22 protein-coding genes are annotated in these 19855 nt (G+C 45.3%); 13 read left to right on the forward strand and 9 right to left on the reverse strand.

Annotation, left to right across the window (positions count from 1 at the left end):
• Positions 1 to 40: 40 nt before the first annotated feature.
• From QNI08_RS19345 to QNI08_RS19365, 5 genes are read left to right on the forward strand one after another with little or no spacing between them, the layout of a single operon-like run.
• Positions 41 to 805 (forward strand): DUF2705 family protein, encoded by a 765-nt coding sequence (locus tag QNI08_RS19345; protein ID WP_285769016.1) that lies wholly within the window; start codon positions 41 to 43, stop codon positions 803 to 805.
• Positions 795 to 1526 (forward strand): WxPxxD family membrane protein, encoded by a 732-nt coding sequence (locus QNI08_RS19350; RefSeq protein ID WP_285769017.1) that lies wholly within the window; start codon positions 795 to 797, stop codon positions 1524 to 1526. Before QNI08_RS19345 ends, QNI08_RS19350 begins: the two co-directional genes overlap by 11 nt.
• A complete protein-coding gene (locus tag QNI08_RS19355) occupies positions 1519 to 2241 on the forward strand; it encodes a DUF2705 family protein (RefSeq protein ID WP_285769018.1) in 723 nt (240 codons plus the stop codon). Before QNI08_RS19350 ends, QNI08_RS19355 begins: the two co-directional genes overlap by 8 nt.
• Before the next feature lie 11 nt (positions 2242 to 2252).
• The gene (locus QNI08_RS19360) at positions 2253 to 2894 is read left to right on the forward strand and encodes an ATP-binding cassette domain-containing protein (protein WP_285769019.1); all 642 of its coding nucleotides are present in this window, start codon (positions 2253 to 2255) and stop codon (positions 2892 to 2894) included.
• Positions 2881 to 3516, forward strand: coding sequence for a hypothetical protein (locus tag QNI08_RS19365; RefSeq protein WP_285769020.1), 636 nt, complete (start codon positions 2881 to 2883; stop codon positions 3514 to 3516). Before QNI08_RS19360 ends, QNI08_RS19365 begins: the two co-directional genes overlap by 14 nt.
• A gap of 267 nt (positions 3517 to 3783) precedes the next feature.
• Here QNI08_RS19365 and QNI08_RS19370 read toward each other — a convergent pair whose 3' ends face one another.
• Positions 3784 to 4392: a hypothetical protein gene (locus QNI08_RS19370; RefSeq protein ID WP_285769021.1), complete on the reverse strand. Its 609-nt coding sequence runs from the start codon at positions 4390 to 4392 to the stop codon at positions 3784 to 3786.
• A gap of 194 nt (positions 4393 to 4586) precedes the next feature.
• On the opposite strand from QNI08_RS19370, the gene QNI08_RS19375 reads away from it, so the two are divergent.
• From QNI08_RS19375 to QNI08_RS19385, 3 genes are read left to right on the forward strand one after another with little or no spacing between them, the layout of a single operon-like run.
• Positions 4587 to 4826 (forward strand): hypothetical protein, encoded by a 240-nt coding sequence (locus QNI08_RS19375; protein ID WP_285769022.1) that lies wholly within the window; start codon positions 4587 to 4589, stop codon positions 4824 to 4826.
• 2 nt (positions 4827 to 4828) lie between these two features.
• A complete protein-coding gene (locus tag QNI08_RS19380) occupies positions 4829 to 5011 on the forward strand; it encodes a hypothetical protein (protein WP_285769074.1) in 183 nt (60 codons plus the stop codon).
• Positions 5012 to 5013: 2 nt separating this feature from the next.
• Complete coding sequence (locus tag QNI08_RS19385; protein WP_285769075.1) at positions 5014 to 5211, forward strand: hypothetical protein; 198 nt, start codon at positions 5014 to 5016, stop codon at positions 5209 to 5211.
• A gap of 97 nt (positions 5212 to 5308) precedes the next feature.
• On the opposite strand, the gene QNI08_RS19390 is transcribed toward QNI08_RS19385, so the two are convergent.
• On the reverse strand, positions 5309 to 5803 hold the full coding sequence (locus tag QNI08_RS19390; RefSeq protein ID WP_285769023.1) for a spore coat protein: 495 nt from the start codon (positions 5801 to 5803) through the stop codon (positions 5309 to 5311).
• Between the two features lie 138 nt (positions 5804 to 5941).
• Positions 5942 to 6844 carry a glutamate biosynthesis transcriptional regulator GltC gene (gltC, locus tag QNI08_RS19395; protein WP_285769024.1) on the reverse strand — a complete coding sequence of 301 codons (903 nt, stop codon included), beginning with the start codon at positions 6842 to 6844 and terminating at the stop codon, positions 5942 to 5944.
• Positions 6845 to 6978: 134 nt separating this feature from the next.
• On the opposite strand from gltC, the gene gltB reads away from it, so the two are divergent.
• The 5 genes from gltB (at position 6979) to QNI08_RS19420 (ending at position 13891) form a co-directional block, all read left to right on the forward strand.
• A complete protein-coding gene (gene gltB, locus QNI08_RS19400) occupies positions 6979 to 11523 on the forward strand; it encodes a glutamate synthase large subunit (RefSeq protein WP_285769025.1) in 4545 nt (1514 codons plus the stop codon).
• A 16-nt stretch (positions 11524 to 11539) separates the two neighbouring features.
• Positions 11540 to 13021 carry a glutamate synthase small subunit gene (gene gltD / locus QNI08_RS19405; RefSeq protein WP_285769026.1) on the forward strand — a complete coding sequence of 494 codons (1482 nt, stop codon included), beginning with the start codon at positions 11540 to 11542 and terminating at the stop codon, positions 13019 to 13021.
• A gap of 100 nt (positions 13022 to 13121) precedes the next feature.
• The gene (locus QNI08_RS19410; RefSeq protein WP_285769027.1) at positions 13122 to 13268 is read left to right on the forward strand and encodes a hypothetical protein; all 147 of its coding nucleotides are present in this window, start codon (positions 13122 to 13124) and stop codon (positions 13266 to 13268) included.
• A gap of 94 nt (positions 13269 to 13362) precedes the next feature.
• Positions 13363 to 13554 carry a hypothetical protein gene (locus tag QNI08_RS19415; RefSeq protein ID WP_285769028.1) on the forward strand — a complete coding sequence of 64 codons (192 nt, stop codon included), beginning with the start codon at positions 13363 to 13365 and terminating at the stop codon, positions 13552 to 13554.
• 34 nt (positions 13555 to 13588) lie between these two features.
• Positions 13589 to 13891 (forward strand): hypothetical protein, encoded by a 303-nt coding sequence (locus QNI08_RS19420; RefSeq protein ID WP_285769029.1) that lies wholly within the window; start codon positions 13589 to 13591, stop codon positions 13889 to 13891.
• A gap of 388 nt (positions 13892 to 14279) precedes the next feature.
• Here the strand turns inward: QNI08_RS19420 and QNI08_RS19425 are convergent, their stop codons facing one another.
• From QNI08_RS19425 to QNI08_RS19450, 6 genes are read right to left on the reverse strand one after another with little or no spacing between them, the layout of a single operon-like run.
• Positions 14280 to 15611, reverse strand: a complete 1332-nt coding sequence (locus tag QNI08_RS19425) for an MmgE/PrpD family protein (RefSeq protein WP_285769030.1) — start codon at positions 15609 to 15611, stop codon at positions 14280 to 14282.
• Between the two features lie 17 nt (positions 15612 to 15628).
• On the reverse strand, positions 15629 to 16384 hold the full coding sequence (locus tag QNI08_RS19430) for an amino acid ABC transporter ATP-binding protein (protein ID WP_285769031.1): 756 nt from the start codon (positions 16382 to 16384) through the stop codon (positions 15629 to 15631).
• 4 nt (positions 16385 to 16388) lie between these two features.
• The gene (locus QNI08_RS19435) at positions 16389 to 17060 is read right to left on the reverse strand and encodes an amino acid ABC transporter permease (protein WP_285769032.1); all 672 of its coding nucleotides are present in this window, start codon (positions 17058 to 17060) and stop codon (positions 16389 to 16391) included.
• 24 nt (positions 17061 to 17084) lie between these two features.
• A complete protein-coding gene (locus QNI08_RS19440; RefSeq protein ID WP_285769033.1) occupies positions 17085 to 17885 on the reverse strand; it encodes an amino acid ABC transporter substrate-binding protein in 801 nt (266 codons plus the stop codon).
• Positions 17882 to 18439 carry a GNAT family N-acetyltransferase gene (locus QNI08_RS19445; protein WP_285769034.1) on the reverse strand — a complete coding sequence of 186 codons (558 nt, stop codon included), beginning with the start codon at positions 18437 to 18439 and terminating at the stop codon, positions 17882 to 17884. The genes QNI08_RS19440 and QNI08_RS19445 overlap by 4 nt, the downstream gene beginning before the upstream one ends.
• Before the next feature lie 32 nt (positions 18440 to 18471).
• Positions 18472 to 19800, reverse strand: a complete 1329-nt coding sequence (locus QNI08_RS19450; RefSeq protein ID WP_285769035.1) for an LLM class flavin-dependent oxidoreductase — start codon at positions 19798 to 19800, stop codon at positions 18472 to 18474.
• Positions 19801 to 19855 lie beyond the last annotated feature (55 nt).

Here is a 19855-nt window from a genome sequence, read left to right on the forward strand (position 1 = left end):
ATGATCGTTGATTCAAGGTGGTCTTATAAAGGGAGACAAAATGAATAGTTATTATTTTCGATTAACACATAACAAAAAAACAAAGCTCATCGTGTTATGCATAATGGCGATTGTCATTATTGATATCTTTATCTTGAGCGGAAACTTTTCAGAATCATGGCTCATGCCCCATCTAGCGACCTTTTTGCAGTCAAGTTCACTAGGTCACATGATGCAAATTCTACTAATCTGGTTTTTGCCCGTTTTTCTATTGATTTTGTGCGCCGACAGCTATATCCAAGACTATAAAACAGGCTACCGATATATCGCAGCGACCAAAAAGGGGCGATATGCTTATTATAAAACGATGTTACTCGGTAATATGTCGTTTGCCTTTATAGTAATGGTTGGTTGCTTGCTGCTAAATATGCTCATTGTTTATTTGGTGTTCATGAATGGTGATTTTAACAAAGGGTTGTCACCAGATTTATCCCCGGAAAATCCTATCTATACACTCAATAATAAAATGCCGGCTGTCACCAATGTCGTTTATATTATCATTTTTGGATTTTACACGAGCTTATGCGCAGGGATGGCGACTGTTCTTAGCTGGTGTTTCCCGGATATAAAGTATACGTATCCGTTAAGCTTTGTTATTTGGTTTTCACAAATTTTAGGACTGAATTATTCATTGGCCATGATCATCCAGCCGTTTAACGAAGTGACCTTGGGAGCCTTCGTGTTGATTTTCTTTAGATCGACCCTCCTGTTTTTAGCAATCATCACGGCCGGGTTTCTGTATAAGGTGAAAAGTGATGAAATCTAAGCAAAAAAAAGTGTATATAACCCTACTGCTCTGTTTTTTATTCGGATGCTTATGGATGACCTATAATATTCATTATTTAAAAATCAAGCAACTGGACCCAGCGTATCCATTGATCATTGATGTAAGTGCAAGTGTGGAAGGCTATCTCTCGGTTAAAAATTTACTGATCACCTATATGATTCCTTTGTTACTATTTTATCGTTTTTTCATTGAAGATGAGCATCCGCACATGATCGTTCGCTTAAATTCAAGAATCGAACTGTATCGGAGACGGACGATCCAAGTTTTTATAAGTTCGTTCATCTTTGCGTTCAGTATACTATTGATACACTTCACAGCTGTTTACCTATTCGATCGATTTCATTTTATCTCTTCTGATTTTTGGAAACTATCTCTTCTTAATCTAGCATTATTGACATGTATCTATTTCTCGATTGGCCTGCTTTATTATTTCATTTTTGATTATTCCAATACCATCATGGCGATGGCAGCTACTTTTTGTATCTGTTTTCTTTTATATGTGCTGAAGAGTCAGCTGAATCTGGCATGGGGCCCTGCCAGTGATGCCAATATAATCGATCCTTTTTTAAGCAGCGGAATTTCCGAATATCAATCGTTGATTTTGTTAGGAAAAGAGCTAACGCTATCTTTCGTGATGGTTTTACTCGGGCTATTTGCGATCGAGAAAAAAGATTTCATGGCTGGTGCTTCCGATGACTAAACGAATCTTCTTAACGATGTTGATTGTCATTTTGTTGCAAATTTTATTATTTGATCATTTTGATGGCTCAATTGCCGATCTTACGGGATATATGATCGTTAGCGGAGTTCCGATCAGTAATAAATTTGTTTTGCTCGGAACATGGTATATGTTTTTTGCTGGCTTGAGTTTTTTATCGCTCGGTTATATGCGGAAGTATATTTCCGGTTATGGAGTCTACCTGATGATCAGGGAAAAAAGCAGGGTGAAGCTTGGATTTAGAAGGATCGGTAACTTACTGATTCTTATATCTGGATTATCTATCATCCAATTTTTTGTCTCGATCATATTCGCTTATATAACTAATGAGGATCAGGCTTTTTTTTATGATGATGTCCATTCATTCTTTTGGATAGCGGGTCTTTATATGATGTCCAATTTTGTTTTGATTTTCATTCAAATGGCACTCGAGCTGCATGCTACGGAGGAAGTAGCTTTATTGCTAGTTAACGTTTATGTGCTTTTTTCGGTTACATTGGGCGGAGTTCTGTTATCTACACAAAAGCTAACATGGATATTATATTTTTTGGTTCCCAATTTCGGGATGTATGTAAGAAGTGATGTCCTTGAAACGGGTGGAATATCACCAGTACAGGCTTATATCGTTTTAACTCTAATGACGATCATTTTAACTGTTTTAACATATGGACGATTAAAGAAAATCGATTTAATTTAACGAGGTGCACAATGACGACAATACGAATTAGCTCTTTACATAAAAAGATAAGGAAAAAAACACTTTTGCATGATATCAATTATGAGTTTAACGGCGGGAACATTTATGGGTTATATGGAAGGAATGGCTCCGGTAAAACGATGCTGCTTAGAGCGATGGCAGGCTTGCTCATGCCAAGCTCAGGAGAGATTTCAATTGACGGGAAAGTCCTTCATAAGGATATTTCCTTTCCCGCTAACATGAGTGTCATTATTGAAAACACTTCACTGCTGCACCAGTATAATGCTCATATGAATCTGAAAATATTAGCGAAGATCAGGAACATCGCCACGGATGAAGATATTAAAGCGAATATAAAAAGAGTCGGCCTTGATCCGGAATCAAACATGAAGGTTGGGAAATTTTCGTTAGGAATGAAGCAGCGTCTAAGCGTAGCTCAAGCGATATTTGAAAAACCGGACATCTTGTTATTGGATGAACCGACCAATGCGATTGACGAAGAAGGAGTTACGCTCGTTTATCAGATTTTGAAGGAAGAAAAAGAGCGCGGCGCACTCATCCTGTTGACAAGCCATCATAAACAGGACCTGGAAGCCTTGGCCGATATATATATAAAGATGGAAAATGGAGGCATAGTCCTTGACTCTAAATAAAACCATAGCCGCGTTAACCTTACTCGTATTAATAAGCGGATTCCTTATTTATAAAGTGTATATTGTTCCTTCAGAGATGAATGCCGCTAAAAGAAATACAGAAAATAATGCAGCTTCCTATAAGGTATTAAAATCACAAAACATCGTTGTCGGGAGGGATATTGATCAAGGTTATTATGATCTGAAAGCCCTTGATAATGAAGCGGTATTTGCTGGTGAAAAAATGCACAAAAATGCTGTACTGCATGCAGAGCCCTCATATATGAATGAAAAATTTTCAATTAAAGGGGAATTTGAATTCAAGCCTTCTGAATTTAAAAAAGTCGTGAAAAAAGATCAAAAACTCATCATGAAAGATCCTGGGCATTATGTGGTCGGTACAGAGATACCAGCGGGAAATTATCTACTAGCAAGAACAAGCGATAAAATTCGAGTGTTTGTCGATATAAAAGATGAAACGCAAACCGAAAGCTTGCAAACGATCCAATGGGAAATCGGTGAAAAAGTGAAAAAGCCAATCGTGCTTAACCTGAAAAAGGGCTATAACGTCTATATCGATAAAACGGGAAAAGATGGCTATATATCAAATGACGGTGATCTGCTATTGGATGCTGTACCTTGAAGGTAATAGTAATCTATAAGATAAGCGATCTTAATTGGATCCCTTACCGCGTTTTCGGATAAGCGAAATCTGCGATTGCCTGTTGATTTTTACAGACATTTTCCCGGATTTTCTATCAGGATGTCTGATTTGGTGTTTCTCGTTTTAGTTAATGAAGCTTTATATGAAGAAGTGCCGAAAAGCAGCCATCCAAGCGATGGCTGCTTTTTCGGGTATCCTCCAACAGGCTGTATCTTTCAGTTTGTGAGCAGGACGATCATTGGTAGCTTATTTTGTGAATTCACTTCTTAGGAGGTAGACGACATCATATGCTTTTAATTCGTCAATATGGTTATCCATATCATGATAAAAGTCCGTGGAAAGCGAGCTCGTCCCTCCTTGATTGCTTGAATAACAAATACTCGCCAATACAGGCTTGCTCGTATTTTTCAGGTCAATTTTATCTATACTGCCCGATACTCTGGCAGCCTTCATCTCGATTTTTTCAGGGTAAGTGGCTGTACTTGTGCCGCCTTCGTTTTGAATCGTGATATTGAACATCGAGAGATCTTGTTGGTCATCCGTTTTTGATGTCGTAAAAATGATTGTCCCATTCTTTTCAATCTCTGCCGTCATGCCTCCTTTTTCAGCTTCGACAAGGTTACCAGCTTCATATTTTTCGACCCAGACAGACAATTCCTTGTATGTATCATCAACATTGAAATCAATCAGCATGGCGTTTTCACTCGTATTGGCGAGAATGGCCTGCTCCCTTGCCGTCAGCTTAGGGACTGAAAGGGTATTGCGCGATTTTGACTGATCTTCCTCACAAGCCACAAGAAATAAGGAGACAAAGGATATAATAAGCGATAAATGGATTTTATTAATGATGTTCACCTCCGAAGTCTTTCGTGCTAATTAAATCCAATTCTTATATATTATAACATTTCTAGCGGCAATAAAGGCTATCACTCTAGGCACTTCCTTGTGACGGTGCCGACTCTGCGTGTAAATGAAGAGGGTCTCAAATTCCAGGCAAAACCCAAACTCGCGAGTAACGCAAGAAATGGACGAGAAACGGCGCCAATTGCGTGTATAACGCACCATTATTACGAGAAAACGTCCTCGAATTCGATGCAAAGTCCAAACTGGCGAGTAAAGTCGTTAAATTGGCGAGTAAAAGTGCCGAATTGGCGAGAAAAGCGGCCAAACTCGCGAGTAACGCAAGAAATGGACGAGAAACGGCGCCAATTGCGTGTATAACGCACCATTTTTATGAGAAAACGGCCTCAAATTCGATGCAAAGTCCAAACTCGCGAGTAAAAGCCTGAAACTGGCGAGTAAAGTCGTTAAATTGGCGAGTAAAAGTGCCGAATTGGCGAGTAAAGCGGCCAAACTCGCGAGTAACGCAAGAAATGGACGAGAAACGGCGCCAATTGCGCGTGGAACGCACCATTATTACGAGAAAACGTCCTCGAATTCGATGCAAAACCCAAACTCGCGAGTAAAAGCCTGAAACTGGCGAGTAAAGTCGTTAAATTGGCGAGTAAAAGTGCCGAATTGGCGAGTAAAGCGGCCAAACTCGCGAGTAACGCAAGAAATGGACGAGAAACGGCGCCAATTGCGCGTGGAACGCACCATTATTACGAGAAAACGTCCTCGAATTCGATGCAAAGTCCAAACTGGCGGGTAGCTGTGTTCCATTCCACCGCATGAAAGTCGAAGAGGGGGGAATGTTTCCTTCCTCATGTGCTTCTCTTATCCGCAAGCAAAAAGAAGGCAAGCATTTCTGATGCTTTGCCTTCTTTTGCATTTAGAATGGCTGGGATAGGGCCTTGTTGGCTGAGTCGACGTCATTTTGGAGCAATTGGTTTAAGTCATAAGCAGGGTAAAGGTTCCGTTCATATAAGTAGTTGAAGATTTTCGCATGGTTATCAATGGCTGCATTTAAGTGCTTCGTGAAAACTTTTCGCAAGGAGGGGGTTGCCGTTTCCGTAATGGCGCCTGCATAATTTTTGATCAAAGATTTCGAAAGTCCAAGCAAATCTCCTGCGGCTGCGGCGGATGCATCGTCTCTTGATGCCCCATCAGCGATGCCCAACTTAGGGGTCAGCGGGTAAAACTGCAGCAAATCCACGATGTTCTGGGAAAGTGACTCGATCATTTGCTTGTAAATCGTTTTTAGAATCGGGTCTGTTATTTCCGGATAGGCTTTTTTCAATTTTGTAAGGGCATTGGCCTGCGAGGCGACGAGTTCATGAAGTTCAAGCGTTTCATGCCATGCAAGATGTGAATGATTGGGTGTCATTTAATATTCCTCCTGAACAAATAATCTTGATAGGCTATTCGAACAGTGGGCGATTGGAACATTGTCCCTTATAAATGTAGCTCATTGCCATTTAGCGCCCTCCAAGATAAGGAGGGCAAGATGGATCAATAAACGTGATCATTGATATTGCTCGAGAACAGAAAAGAACTTTTTGGCGAATTGGTAAAAAACCTTTTCGGAAGGGGCCAATTCCCTGTTTTTCGGTGTGATGATGCCGACAGTCCGTTTGACCTCCGGCGTATCGATGGGGATCTTGACGGTCAGTCTTGGAATGACTTCATAGAAGGTGCTGTCAGGCAGCAGGCTGACCCCGATTCCGGCTGATACAAGCCCCTTTATCGAATCCATGTCTTCACCTTCGGAGGCAATGTTCGGTGTGAACCCTGCGGCCTTGCATGCTTCGATCGCGATGCTATGAAGGATGTACCCTTTTGGGTATAAGACGAATGGATCATTTCGTAAATCACTTAGACGCAGGCTCTTCCGTCCCGCCAGGGGGTGCGTGATCGGCAGCAAGGCAGAGATATTTTCGGTAAATAAGATATGACCTTCGATATCGGGGTCGTTCGTCGGAATCGGGCCTAGAAAGGCTAGTCCGATTTCACGGTTTTTGACAGCTTCCTTTAATGCGGAGTAGGACCCTTGCCTTAAATGGAACGCGATATTGGGCTGCTCATCCTTAAAGGCGGAAATGACGGTCGGAAGCAAGTGGGTCGAGAGGCTGGAGGGGAAGCCGATTTTGATGGTTCCATGTTCAGGATCCAAAAATTCTTCAATTTGTTCTTTCGCATATTCAATTGCCTTGATCGCCGTTTTTGCATGAGTCAAAAATATTTTGCCAATCGGAGTCAACTGAATGTTTCGGCCGACTTTTTCAAATAAAAGAACGCCAAGCTCATCCTCCAGTCTGGAGATTTGCCGGCTGATTGCTGATTGTGCGATATGCAGGTGCTCCGCGGCTTCAGAGACATGTTCTCTTTCGGCCACTTCCACAAAATAACGTAATTGACGTAGTTCCATTTATTCATCCTCCGCGCATTCATCTCAAAATGAGATGGATTATACGATAATTATATATTGTTTATATCGATTTGAAAACCTAGAATAAAATGTAAGTGAAATAACGGTGTAAGAATACGATGGGGGCGATTAATATGACATACAATCAAATACCAAAAGCACAAGGGCTCTACCATCCTGAATTTGAACATGATGCATGTGGGATCGGTTTATATGCTCATTTAAAAGGGCTTGCTACACATGACATCGTCAAACAAGGACTGAATATGCTGTGCCAATTGGATCATCGCGGCGGACAAGGCAGTGATCCCCTGACAGGAGATGGCGCAGGACTGATGGTGCAGATCCCTGATGACTATTTCAGGCTGGCATGCCCGGAAATGAATTTGCCAGCAAAAGGGCGCTATGGGGTAGGGATGCTTTTTTTCTCAAACGATGAAGCTGAACGGAATGAGATCGAAGCTCGTTTGAATGCATTTATCGAGCAAGAGGGCCAAACGCTGTTAGGCTGGAGAACGGTACCTGTCGATGCGGGTAAAATCGGGGAAGTCGGCAAGGAGACATGTCCGACAATTCGGCAAGTGTTCATCGGCGCCAGCGAAACGATATCCGATGAGTTAGCGTTTGAGCGTAAATTGTTCATAATCAGGAAGCAAGCGGAAAACTGGGCTCGTGAACGTGGAAACCGTTTTTATTTTGCCAGCCTTTCAAGTGCCACGATCGTCTACAAGGGATTGCTGACACCGGAGCAGGTGGATGCTTTTTATCTTGACCTTCAACAGGAAGCTTTTGTTTCCGCTTTTGCTTTAGTGCATTCCCGCTTCAGTACGAATACCTTTCCAAGCTGGGAGAGGGCGCATCCCAACCGTTACCTGATCCATAATGGCGAAATCAATACGCTCAGAGGTAATGTGAATTGGATGAAAGCCCGTGAGCAGCAGTTCGTTTCGGAAGCATTCGGAGAGGACCTGCAAAAGGTGCTGCCGATTTTGGATATAGACGGCAGTGATTCCTCGATACTTGATAATGCACTTGAATTCTTCGTGCTTGCCGGGCGCAAACCGGCACATGCGGCCATGATGCTCATTCCTGAGCCGTGGACGGAGAATCCGCATATGACGAAAGAAAAGAAGGCATTTTACGAATATCATAGCATGCTCATGGAGCCGTGGGATGGTCCAACCGCCATTTCCTTTACGAACGGCAAGCAGATCGGGGCCATCCTCGATCGAAATGGCCTTAGGCCGGCACGGTATTATGTGACAAAGGATGATTATATCATTTTTTCCTCCGAGGTCGGCGTGATTGATGTAGAGCCCGAGAATGTACTATATAAAGATCGTTTAAGCCCGGGAAGAATGCTGTTGATCGATTTGGAGGAAGGGCGCATCGTTTCCGATGAAGAGATCAAGTCGGAAATGGCTCAGGAAAATCCCTATCAGCAATGGCTGGACGAGCAGCTTGTTCAATTAAGCGACGATGAATCGATGACAACGCATCAGCCAATCGCTGACTTGCTATTCAGGCAAAAAGCGTTCGGATACACGTATGAAGATGTCCAAAAATATTTATTGCCCATCATCAACGAGGGCAAGGATCCACTGGGAAGCATGGGGAATGACATTCCGTTAGCGGTTTTATCCGATCGCCCCCAATCATTATTCAACTATTTCAAGCAATCCTTCGCGCAGGTAACCAACCCGCCTATCGACTCGCTTCGTGAACAAATCGTCACATCCACGATGACATTCCTTGGAGCGGAGGGAGATTTGCTGAAACCGGATAAAACGAACAGCCGCCGCATCCAATTGGATTCACCTGTATTGACGCCAGGCCAAATGCAGCAGCTCAAAGGGAATGCGTTTCCTGAATTCCAAAGCAAGGTCATTCACACGTTATTTTCAGAAGATTTGGAGAGCGAGCTTGACCGGATCTGCCGTGAAGCGGAGCTGGCGATTTCCGAGGGTGTCAGCCTCCTGATTTTATCCGATCACGGGCTGAGCGAGGAAAATGCAGCCATCCCTTCCCTGTTGGCAGCGAGTGCCCTTCATCAGGAGCTTATCCGCCATGGGAATCGGACGAAGGTGAGCATCATCGTCGAATCGGGCGAAGCGAGGGAGGTCCATCATTTCGCATCGCTGATCGGGTATGGCGTGGATGCGATTCACCCATACCTTGCCTATGAAACATATAAACAGGCTATCTCGGAAGGCAGCTTGACCGTCAGCTATGAAGAAACGGTAAGGAAATATGTACGCTCCGTGACGGAGGGCATCGTAAAAGTGATGTCGAAGATGGGGATTTCCACGATCCAGAGTTATCGCGGAGCACAAATTTTCGAGGCGGTCGGAATCGGCGCGGATGTCATCGAACGTTATTTCAGCGGAACGGCCTCACAGCTTAGCGGGATCGATTTGGAAACGATCGCGAATGAAGCATTGATTCGCCATAGAAAAGCCGCTGCTGGCTCCTATGACCAAACGCTTGAAAGCGGAAGTGATTTTCAATGGAGGAAAACGGGCGAGCACCATGCCTTCAATCCAAAAACGATTCATACGCTGCAATGGGCTTGCCGCAAAGGTGATTATCAATTATTTAAACAATATTCCAGCTTGGCGAATGAAGAAAGACTCGGGTTTTTACGTAATTTATTCTCGTTCGATCAAAAGCGCCAAAGCATTTCCATCGATGAAGTCGAGTCCGTCGAATCGATTGTCACCCGTTTTAAAACAGGGGCGATGTCATTCGGCTCATTGAGTCAGGAAGCGCATGAAACCTTGGCGATTGCGATGAACCGCTTGGGCGGAAAAAGCAATAGCGGTGAAGGCGGGGAGCATCCAAGCCGTTACCATTTGGATGAAAACGGCGATAACCGCCGCAGCGGGATCAAGCAGATTGCCTCCGGGCGTTTTGGGGTGAAAAGTCATTACCTCATCAATGCCGATGAGCTCCAAATCAAGATGGCACAAGGAGCAAAGCCTGGTGAGGGCGGACAGCTGCCAGGGAATAAGGTATATCCATGGGTCGCAGAGGTTCGTGGTTCCACACCTGGTGTAGGCTTGATCTCACCGCCTCCGCATCATGATATCTATTCAATAGAAGATCTGGCCCAGCTGATTCACGATTTGAAAAATGCCAATCGTGATGCCAGGATCAGCGTCAAGCTTGTCTCAAAAGCAGGCGTGGGCACGATTGCAGCCGGTGTTGCCAAAGGTGCAGCGGATGTCATCGTCATCAGCGGCTATGACGGGGGAACGGGTGCATCACCAAAAACGAGCATTAAGCATACGGGCCTTCCTTGGGAGCTCGGACTTGCTGAAGCGCACCAAACCTTGATGCTGAATGGCCTGCGCAGCCGCGTCGTCCTTGAAACGGACGGTAAGCTAATGACGGGGCGCGATGTAGTCATGGCGGCAATCCTTGGCGCTGAGGAGTTCGGGTTTGCCACGGCACCGCTTGTAGTCCTTGGCTGTGTCATGATGCGTGCTTGCCATCTGGACACATGCCCAGTCGGGGTCGCTACCCAAAACCCTGAGCTTCGCAGCAAATTCACTGGAGATCCTGATCATGTCGTGAATTTCATGCGCTTCATCGCTGAAGAAGTGCGGGAAACGATGGCAGAGCTAGGTTTTCGGACGCTGGAGGAGATGGTCGGCCGCACGGATGTCTTGCAGGTGAGCGAGCGGACGCAAAACCATTGGAAGGCGAAGCATCTGGACTTGACGACACTTCTTTTCCAGCCGGAGGGGATACGTACGTATCAACTACCTCAAAACCATAAAATCGATGAAGCATTGGATATCCGAAAAATTTTACCGATGGTTCAGCCGGCATTGAACGATCAAGTTCCGGTGGATGTCAGCTTCCCGATTACAAACGTGAACCGTGTTGTCGGTACGATTGTCGGAAGTGAAGTATCCAAGCGTTATGGCGAACCCGGCCTGCCGGAAGATACGATCACACTTCGCTTTACCGGATCTGCGGGCCAAAGCTTCGGTGCCTTCGTTCCAAAAGGGATGTCGCTGTACTTGACGGGCGATGCCAATGATTATGTGGGGAAAGGGCTGTCAGGCGGAAAAATCATTGTTTCGGCGCCTGCTGGCAATCAGATCGAGGCCGGGGACAATGTCATTGCCGGGAATATCGCCTTATACGGAGCAACAAGCGGCGAGGCGTACATCAATGGCCGTGCCGGAGAACGCTTCGCGGTGCGGAACAGCGGGGTCAATGTCGTCGTTGAAGGAATCGGTGACCATGGCTGTGAGTATATGACTGGCGGACGCGTAGTCATCCTGGGCAATGTCGGCAAGAACTTTGCGGCAGGCATGTCAGGCGGCATCGCCTATGTCCTTGCTGATGATGCAGCGGAATTCAAGGCATTATGCAATGCTGAAATGATCGAGTTCGAGACGCTTGTCGAAGATGCAAGCGAGGTTAAAGAGATGATTCTCAGCCACCATCACTATACGGGAAGTGCCAAGGCTTCCTATGTACTGGAGAACTGGGACGATTTTTCCAAGAAATTCGTGAAGGTCATCCCTAAGGATTACAAGCGGATGATGAGAAGCATCGAAGAGCAGAAGCAAGCAGGATTAACGGATGAAGAAGCGGCCATGAGCGCCTTTCAAGCCAATGCCGTTCAAGATAAAAAACTCACGAAACAAGCAGTGATGCTCTAAGAAAGGGGAGAGAAAGATGGGAAAAGCAACAGGATTTATGGATTATCCGCGAGAAAAGCCAAAAGACCGGAATCCTCTCACTCGTCTAAGCGATTGGAGAGAATACACAACTCCTTTCTCTGATGAAAAATTAAGCATACAGGGAGCGCGGTGCATGGACTGCGCTACCCCATTCTGCCATATGGGCATGGAATTGAACCGGGTCACGACAGGCTGCCCGATCAATAACCTGATTCCCGAATGGAATGACCTGGTATTCCGCGGAAGATGGAAGGAAGCGCTGGATCGTTTAGCGAAAACGAATAATTTCCCTGAATTCACCGGGCGCGTCTGCCCGGCCCCATGTGAAGGGTCTTGTACGGTTGCGATCAGCGATCCTGCGGTTTCTATTAAAAACATCGAACGGACGATCATCGATAAAGGATTTGAAAATGGCTGGATCACGCCTCGCATTCCTGAAAGCAGGACCGGCAGGAAAATTGCCATCATCGGTTCAGGCCCGGCAGGATTGGCGAGCGCCGATCAGTTGAACCAAGCCGGTCATTCTGTCACGGTCTATGAGCGTGCCGACCGTGCAGGCGGACTATTGACATACGGCATTCCGAACATGAAGCTGGAAAAAGATGTCGTTGCCCGCCGAATCAAATTATTGACGCAGGAAGGCATCGATTTCGTCACGAACACAGAAGTCGGAAAAGATATCTCAGCAGATGATCTGAAGGAGCAATACGATGCGGTCATTCTCTGCACAGGTGCCCAAAAACAACGTGACCTGGAAATCGAAGGCCGCGGGGCTGCTGGTATTCACCTGGCAATGGATTACTTGACGACCTCGACCAAAAGCCTGCTCGATTCCAATTTTGAAGACGGCAAATTTTTGGATACCAAGGGCAAGGACGTCATCGTCATCGGGGGAGGAGATACTGGAGCTGACTGTGTCGCTACTGCCCTTCGCCAAGAATGCAGGAGCGTCGTCCAATTCGGCAAGCATCCAATCTTGCCGGCAGCACGCACCTCCGATAATATGTGGCCGGCATATCCGAACGTTTTTTCACTAGAATATGCTTATGAAGAAGCGGAAGCGAAATTCGGAGCAGACCCGCGTCAATATTCCATCCAAACAAAGAAAATCGTAGCCGACGAAAATGGAAACGTTAAAGAACTTCATACAATCTCCATGGGAAAAATCAAAGACGAAAATGGCATCTACATTTTCAAGGAAATTCCCGGAACGGAAAAAGTATGGCCGGCACAATACGTTTTCATCGCCATCGGATTCGAAGGAACGGAACAGCCGCTATTGACCCAATTCGGCGTGGAAACGGCCAATCAAAAAATCGACGCCGTCTACGGCGAGTACAAAACGAATGTCGAAGGCGTCTTCGCTGCCGGAGATGCAAGAAGAGGGCAAAGCCTCATCGTATGGGCAATCAATGAAGGCCGTGAAGCAGCACGAGAAGTCGACCGCTACCTGATGGGTGCATCCGTCCTGCCATAACTGTAAAGAAGCACCATAATGGTTATGGTGCTTCTTTTGCTTGTGTGCGATAATCTGGAACCCGTGAACAAAGCGCCGAACGGGCGGATACATCCTGAAGATGGAAGCAGAAACGCGCTGCATAAGATCAAGCTCCGAATTCGCGAGTAAAAGCGCAAAATTGGCGAGTAAAAGTCCCAAATTGGCGAGTAAATCGCTCAAACTCGCGAGTAAACTAACCAAATTGGCGAGTAAAGCCCCAATATGATGATGAAACGCATAAAAACTACAAATAGCAGAAACTCGTACGAAAAGGCTCCATTATTAGGTTAAGAATCGAATTCGCGAGTGAAAGCGCAAAATTGGCGAGTAAAAGTCCCAAATTGGCGAGTAAATCACTCAAACTCGCGAATAAACCAACCAAATTGGCGAGTAAATCACTCAAACTCGCGAGTAAACCAACCAAGTTGGCGAGTAAAGCCCCCAATATGATGATGAAACGCATAAAAACTACAAAAATAGCAGAAACTCGTACGAAAAGGCTCCATTATTAGGTTAAGATCCGAATTCGCGAGTGAAAGCGCAAAATTGGCGAGTAAATCACTCAAACTCGCGAGTAAACTAACTAAATTGGCGAGTAAATCGCTCAAACTCGCGAGTAAACTAACCAAATTGGCGGGTAAATCACTCAAACTCGCGAATAAACCAACCAAATTGGCGAGTAAATCACTCAAACTCGCGAGTAAACCAACCAAATTGGCGAGTAAATCGCTCAAACTCGCGAGTAAACCAACCAAATTGGCGAGTAAAGCCCCCAATATGGTGGTGAAACGCATAAAAAACAACAAAAATAGCAGAAACTCGCGCAAAAAGGCTCCATTATTAGGTTAAAATCCGAATTTGCGAGTGAAAGCGCAAAATTGGCGAGTAAATCACTCAAACTCGCGAGTAAACTAACCAAATTGGCGAGTAAAGCCCCAATATGATGATGAAACGCATAAAAACTACAAATAGCAGAAACTCGTACGAAAAGGCTCCATTATTAGGTTAAGATCCGAATTCGCGAGTGAAAGCGCAAAATTGGCGAGTAAATCACTCAAACTCGCGAGTAAACCAACCAAGTTGGCGAGTAAAGCCCCAATATGGTGGTGAAACGCATAAAAAACTACAAAAATAGCAGAAACTCGTAGGAAAAGGCTCGAGTTTCCGTTCAATAAAGCATATATCATGAAAAAGCGAGGGGGAACCGTATAAAATACGGTTCCCCTTGTGGACGAGATTAGCTTTTGCAGTCAGCTTCTTGAAAAACGCCTAGTGTGCTGATAGGGAGAGAGTGGACAGCTTCAATTAGTTGTTCTGCCCTTGCTTCATCGCCTATGGCGTGAAGCAATTTGGTTTTTAATTGTGATTTTGTCAGGGGGTTTCCGGGACTTCCCTTGGGTGTATCAATCCGTTTTGATAGGACATTGCCGTTTGTTGCAGTTACGGTAACGATTGTGAATCGTCCCTTAGGGAGTGCTTCTTTACTTGGCTTGATCGTTGCATCGGTGATTCTATTCACTTTTTGCAAGGATGCCCTCCATGAAGGAGGGATGGGTTTGGATTCGAAAGAGGCGAATGACAGGGGTTTGCCTGTAAGGGCGAGCCAGACAATATACTCTATCGAAAAACGTCCTTCTTCACCAGTCTCGGGATCATGGTGTATGAGTGCCGAATCACCGTCGGGAGGGAAGCAGATACGTACCGATTCGATATCTTGGTCGGTTAAGCCGTATGTTTGGTGTAAAAAAGCAGCGGCATCGGCGCCGTGTGCCGCAGCAGAGCAAAACGGGTATTGTTTAAACCATAATCCAGGTGTTACGATTCGCCATGTTTTTCCCCAGTTCACCGTCAAGTCGGGCACATTTGTTTCTGCATATACCTCAAAGAAACCAGTTAAGAAGTCGGGGTTGCTATGCATCCCCATGCCGATCCAATCAGCAGATTCGACTGCGTTTTTTGCAGCGATCCCTACATGGAGCGGTTTTATCACGGTGCCAAATTGGAGTCGCAGGCCGGCTGATTGAGTAGCGGCAAGACTCATGGTTTCGGCTATTAAGCGTGGTGAATATTTCCGTAAATAAGCTACTGCCCCAGCTGCCGCTATCACGCCGAGTGTAGCTGTGCTATGCCACCCCTTCAAATAATGCGTCGGGTTCATCGCTTCTCCGAGGCGGGCCATGATTTCGACACCAACCACATAGGCAGCTAAAAAACGTTTCCCGTGCATTTCCGGTTCTCCAACCGCAAACAAGGCAGACAAAATAACTGCACTTGGATGGCCCCGGACGTCCGAGTGGACATCATCATAATCCAGTAAATGGGCCTGAAAGCCATTAAATAGTGCCGCTTGGGACCTTGTAGCATGCAGGTGACTGCCAATCAAGTAACCTGTCGGGTTACCGCCTTGTTCCAGAACGATTTGTTTTAAGGTCATCATTTCTTTTTCGGATTTTGTTTGATAGGAAACGGCGAGATAATCAACGATTCCTTCAATGGCAGATTGTCCTGCCCGTTCGCTATCCAATGGATTGGAATGATAGATGGCTTCAGCCAATTTTTCCGTATTCAAGCCGTTCACTTCCTTTTTTACCTGGCAGCTCCGTCCGTTTCATCTCCCGCTTGCCGTAAAAAACGTTGGGTTCGCGGATTAAGTGAATGCTCGATGACTTGTTCGGGGGTGCCTTGTTCGATAATTTGTCCATCTGCCATGAAGATGACATGGTCAGCCACTTCCTTGGCAAATTGCATTTCATGCGTCACGATCACCATTGTCGTATCTTCCTTCGATAACTGCCGTATGACTTGTAAAACCTCATTGACCAGTTCAGGATCGAGGGCGGAAGTGGGCTCATCAAATAATATCGCATGTGGTTTTACGGCCAATGCCCTGGCGATGCTGACACGCTGCTGCTGCCCGCCGGATAATGTAGCCGGGTATTGGTGTGCTTGCTTCTCTAAGCCGACCCGTTTCAATAAATTCTCGCCGATTTGAATCGCTTCTTCTTTTTTCATTTTACTGCTGACAAGCAAGGATTCGATCACGTTTTTCAAAGCTGTTTTATTTTTGAACAGGTTATAGTGCTGAAATACCATCGCGGTTTGTTGCCTTAATTGGTAGGCGTCCCTGGCTTTATATTTTTGGGTATTCAATTTTACATCCTTGATCTCGATGGTGCCGTTGCTGGGCTTTTCCAGCAAGTTCAGACAGCGCAATAATGTCGATTTCCCGGAGCCCGACGGACCTATGATGGCGACGACTTCTCCGGTTTTTATATCCAAGTTGATATCGGTCAATACTTGTTTATCACCGAAATGTTTCGTTAGGTTCCTTACTTTTATCATATGATCACCTTCTAAGTGGTTTGCTGAGCCAAATCTCCAGATATTTTTGGATCCATGAATAAAGAATGACCAGCAGCCAGTAAATCAGGCCAACCACCAAATATGTCTCGAAAAAGCGCATGCTGGCGGATGCCAGTATTTTGCCTTCTGCGAATAGTTCCGTAATCCCTAACGTGAAGGCAAGGGAGGTTTCTTTAATCAAAGATATAAATGTATTCCCTGTTGCGGGCAATGCGTTTAAAGCTGCTTGTGGCAAGATGATTCGCGAGTAAATCTGCACCCTTTTCATGCCCGTTGCAAGACCCGCTTCCATTTGGCCTTTGTCGACGGAATTCAACCCGGCCCGAAAAATTTCTGCCAAGTAGGACGATTCCTTCAGACTGAATCCGATAATGGCCGCCATGATCGCGTCCATCGTCGACAATGACGGGAATAATTGGGGTAACCCGTAATAAATGATGAATAATTGCACCAATGTTGGCATCCCGCGAAACAGGGAGATATATAAGCCTGCCAAATGAGTGATGCCAAAGATCTTGCTATTTCTTATTAGCGCCACTACAAGCCCGATAATAATGGCGAAAACCATCGAAACGATGGCTAAAAGGAGAGTGATTGGAATGTATTTTGCGATTTGCAGGGAAATTTCCAACATATACTGTAAATCGAAATTCATAATGCTTTAAAACCTCCGCTATGCTTATTCGCCGGATTTAGTAGTGATATCTTCTCCGAAATATTTAGTGGACAGCTTTGCCAATGTTCCGTCTTCTTTAAGTTTCTTTATTTCTGCGGTGAATTCTTCATTTAATTTTTTGCCTTTTTCCGTTTTCGGAAATGGATAGCCAACATTTTCATAAGCCACTGGATCACCGACTAATTTTAACGGAAGATCATTTTTCTTTATTTCGGCAACCAGGATGGGGCGGGAATTGATATATCCATCGACTCGGTTGTTAATGGCATCTTGCATCGCCCCATCTCTGGTTTCATACGTGCGTATTTTAATTTCGCCTTTTTTATCGTATTTTTCTAGGTTTGCGATATTATTCGAACCTAATACACCGGATACGGTTTTGCCCTTTAGATCTTCTAAACTTTTAATTTCTTCGTTTTTGGTGTTTGATACGATTTGTGCACCATAATAACTATAAGGTTCAGTGAAATTGAATTGGTCTTGACGCTCCGCTGTGATAGCAACTGCATTCGCGACGGTGTCCAATTTTCCCGATCCCAATTGTCCCATGATCCCGCTGAAGTCGGACGTGACCCATTCTACCTTGTATCCTAAATTCTTCGCGATTTGCTCTGTAAGTTCAACGTCAAACCCTACCAATTTGCCATTCTCCTGATATCCGTTTGGATAGCTTTGGCCGGTGGACCCCACCTTGATCGTTTTTTGGTCGGAATCATTGGCAGTATTCCCTTGTTTGGAAGTGCCGCATGCGGAAAGTACGGCTATGAAAAGCAGAGACAAGCCAAGGAATAGATATTTTTTCATTGTTGTTTTCCTCCTATTGGTAAGATCGTTTGATTAGGTTTCTCAGCCCATGCTTGATATTGTTCGAGTTGCAGGATCTTTCGTAAATAAATGGTGAGATGCCCTTTTCCTAAATCCTTCTGACCTATTTCTTCAAAGCCATTTTTTTCGTACATTTCTTTTAGCCACGGATGGTTATCGGCGGTTCCGAGTGTAACCGCCGGCGCTCTCAGTTGCTTCGTCAAAATTTCTTCTTCCAGCCAGGACAAAACCTTTTTTCCAATGCCTTGGCGTTTATATCCAGGGTTCGTAGCGAACCAGCCAATATGCGGCAATGCGAGCGGTCCAGGATTCGGTCCCCATGGCAAGCGGATCGATACGGTGGAAATGAATGTCCCATTATCCTCCAGAACATAGACCTTATTTTCCGAAATGTGCTTAATTGCTTCATCCCTCGTGGCCGTTGCTGCCGAGAAGTGAATATCCAACTCTCTTATACTTGCATAAGCATCCCATGTTAACTGGAGGAATTCATCCACATCCTCTGCGTGCACTTCACGAAATATCTGACTCATCATGCTCCCCCTATGCTTTAAGTGTAAGGTGTTTAATTCCCCTGAGAATATTGGTTGATCGGTTTATCCAGGCCAAGATTCCCGCGTAAGGTGCTGCTTTCGTATTCCGTCCGGAAAATGCCCTTTGATTGCAGCTCCGGGACTACCCGTTCAACGAAATCCGTCAAGGAATCCGGCAACAGGGCAGGCATAATATTGAAGCCATCAGCTGCATGGCCTTTCACCCAATCTTCTATTTTATCCGCAATCTGCGTTGGAGTCCCGATTGCAATATGATGTCCGCGCGATCCGGCAACCCACTGGTATGTTTGACGCAAAGTCATATCTTCATGGATCGCCCGTTTAACAATCAAATCATATTTACTCTGGATGCCATCTACATGATCAGGCAACGAAATATCAGCAAAAGGTGTATCCAAAGGAATAGTGGAAAAATCGACATCTCCAAAGTACCTGCCCATAATGGCCAATCCCACTTCGGGGATGATCAGATCCTGCAATGCCTCGTACTTTTCCTTTGCTTCCCCCTCAGTCTGCCCGACGATCGGGAACAAGCCTGGCATGATGCTCAAGCTGCTTTTCGTACGCTGAAAAACGGACAGCTGGCTTTTTAACTCCTCGTAAAATGCCATCGCGTCTTCTTTGTTCTCCTGCGCTGTAAAGACAATCTCTGCGTGCTTTGCGGCAAGCAACTGCCCATCGCCAGAAGAACCTGCCTGGATGATGACCGGATGTCCCTGTGGTGAGCGGGAAACATTCAATGGCCCTTTGACAGTGAAAAACTCGCCTTGATGATTGATTTCGTGAAACTTGCTTTCATCAATGAATTGGCCTGTTTCCTTATTGATGATCAATGTATCGTCTTCCCAGGAGTCCCACAATTTCTTGGTAACCTCAACAAATTCATTCGCCCTTTTATATCGGAGTCCATGTTCCAAATGTTCCGGCCGATTGAAATTTGCAGCAGTGGAGGCAAGCGACGTCGTGACCACGTTCCAGCCTGCGCGCCCCGCTGTAAGATGATCTAAGGAAGCGAATCTCCTCGCAACACTAAACGGTTCTTCGTAGGTGGTGGAGGCGGTTGAAACCAAACCGATATGGGAAGTCGCCGAGGCAAGATATGATAACAGGGTCATTGGCTCAAACCGTGTCAAAATATTAGGATGCGAGTCCTTTGCCACGGACAGACTATCCGCCAGGAATAACAAATCAAATAAACCCTTTTCGGCAGTCTGCGCTAACCCTTTAAAATAATCGATGCTCATATTGGCAGTCGGATTCGCGTGCGGATGTCTCCAAGAAGCAACGTGATGTCCCGTTCCAGCCAAAAATACACCAAGTTTTACTGTTTTCTTCGTCATCTGTCAATGGCTCCTTTGTGTCTTAACGTGTAAACGCAGTGGTTATATAATAATA

The organism is Peribacillus folii (assembly GCF_030271255.1).
Taxonomy (GTDB): Bacteria; Bacillota; Bacilli; order Bacillales; family DSM-1321; genus Peribacillus.

Excerpts from the sequence above, each read along its gene's own strand:
- QNI08_RS19345 (WP_285769016.1), top strand. The coding sequence starts at position 41 with ATGAATAGTTATTATTTTCGATTAACACATAACAAAAAAACAAAGCTC.
- QNI08_RS19350 (WP_285769017.1), top strand. The coding sequence starts at position 795 with ATGAAATCTAAGCAAAAAAAAGTGTATATAACCCTACTGCTCTGTTTT.
- QNI08_RS19355 (WP_285769018.1), top strand. The coding sequence starts at position 1,519 with ATGACTAAACGAATCTTCTTAACGATGTTGATTGTCATTTTGTTGCAA.
- QNI08_RS19360 (WP_285769019.1), top strand. The coding sequence starts at position 2,253 with ATGACGACAATACGAATTAGCTCTTTACATAAAAAGATAAGGAAAAAA.
- QNI08_RS19390 (WP_285769023.1), bottom strand. The coding sequence starts at position 5,803 with ATGACACCCAATCATTCACATCTTGCATGGCATGAAACGCTTGAACTT.
- gltC (WP_285769024.1), bottom strand. The coding sequence starts at position 6,844 with ATGGAACTACGTCAATTACGTTATTTTGTGGAAGTGGCCGAAAGAGAA.
- gltB (WP_285769025.1), top strand. The coding sequence starts at position 6,979 with ATGACATACAATCAAATACCAAAAGCACAAGGGCTCTACCATCCTGAA.
- gltD (WP_285769026.1), top strand. The coding sequence starts at position 11,540 with ATGGGAAAAGCAACAGGATTTATGGATTATCCGCGAGAAAAGCCAAAA.
- QNI08_RS19410 (WP_285769027.1), top strand. The coding sequence starts at position 13,122 with ATGGAAGCAGAAACGCGCTGCATAAGATCAAGCTCCGAATTCGCGAGT.
- QNI08_RS19430 (WP_285769031.1), bottom strand. The coding sequence starts at position 16,384 with ATGATAAAAGTAAGGAACCTAACGAAACATTTCGGTGATAAACAAGTA.
- QNI08_RS19435 (WP_285769032.1), bottom strand. The coding sequence starts at position 17,060 with ATGAATTTCGATTTACAGTATATGTTGGAAATTTCCCTGCAAATCGCA.
- QNI08_RS19440 (WP_285769033.1), bottom strand. The coding sequence starts at position 17,885 with ATGAAAAAATATCTATTCCTTGGCTTGTCTCTGCTTTTCATAGCCGTA.
- QNI08_RS19445 (WP_285769034.1), bottom strand. The coding sequence starts at position 18,439 with ATGAGTCAGATATTTCGTGAAGTGCACGCAGAGGATGTGGATGAATTC.
- QNI08_RS19450 (WP_285769035.1), bottom strand. The coding sequence starts at position 19,800 with ATGACGAAGAAAACAGTAAAACTTGGTGTATTTTTGGCTGGAACGGGA.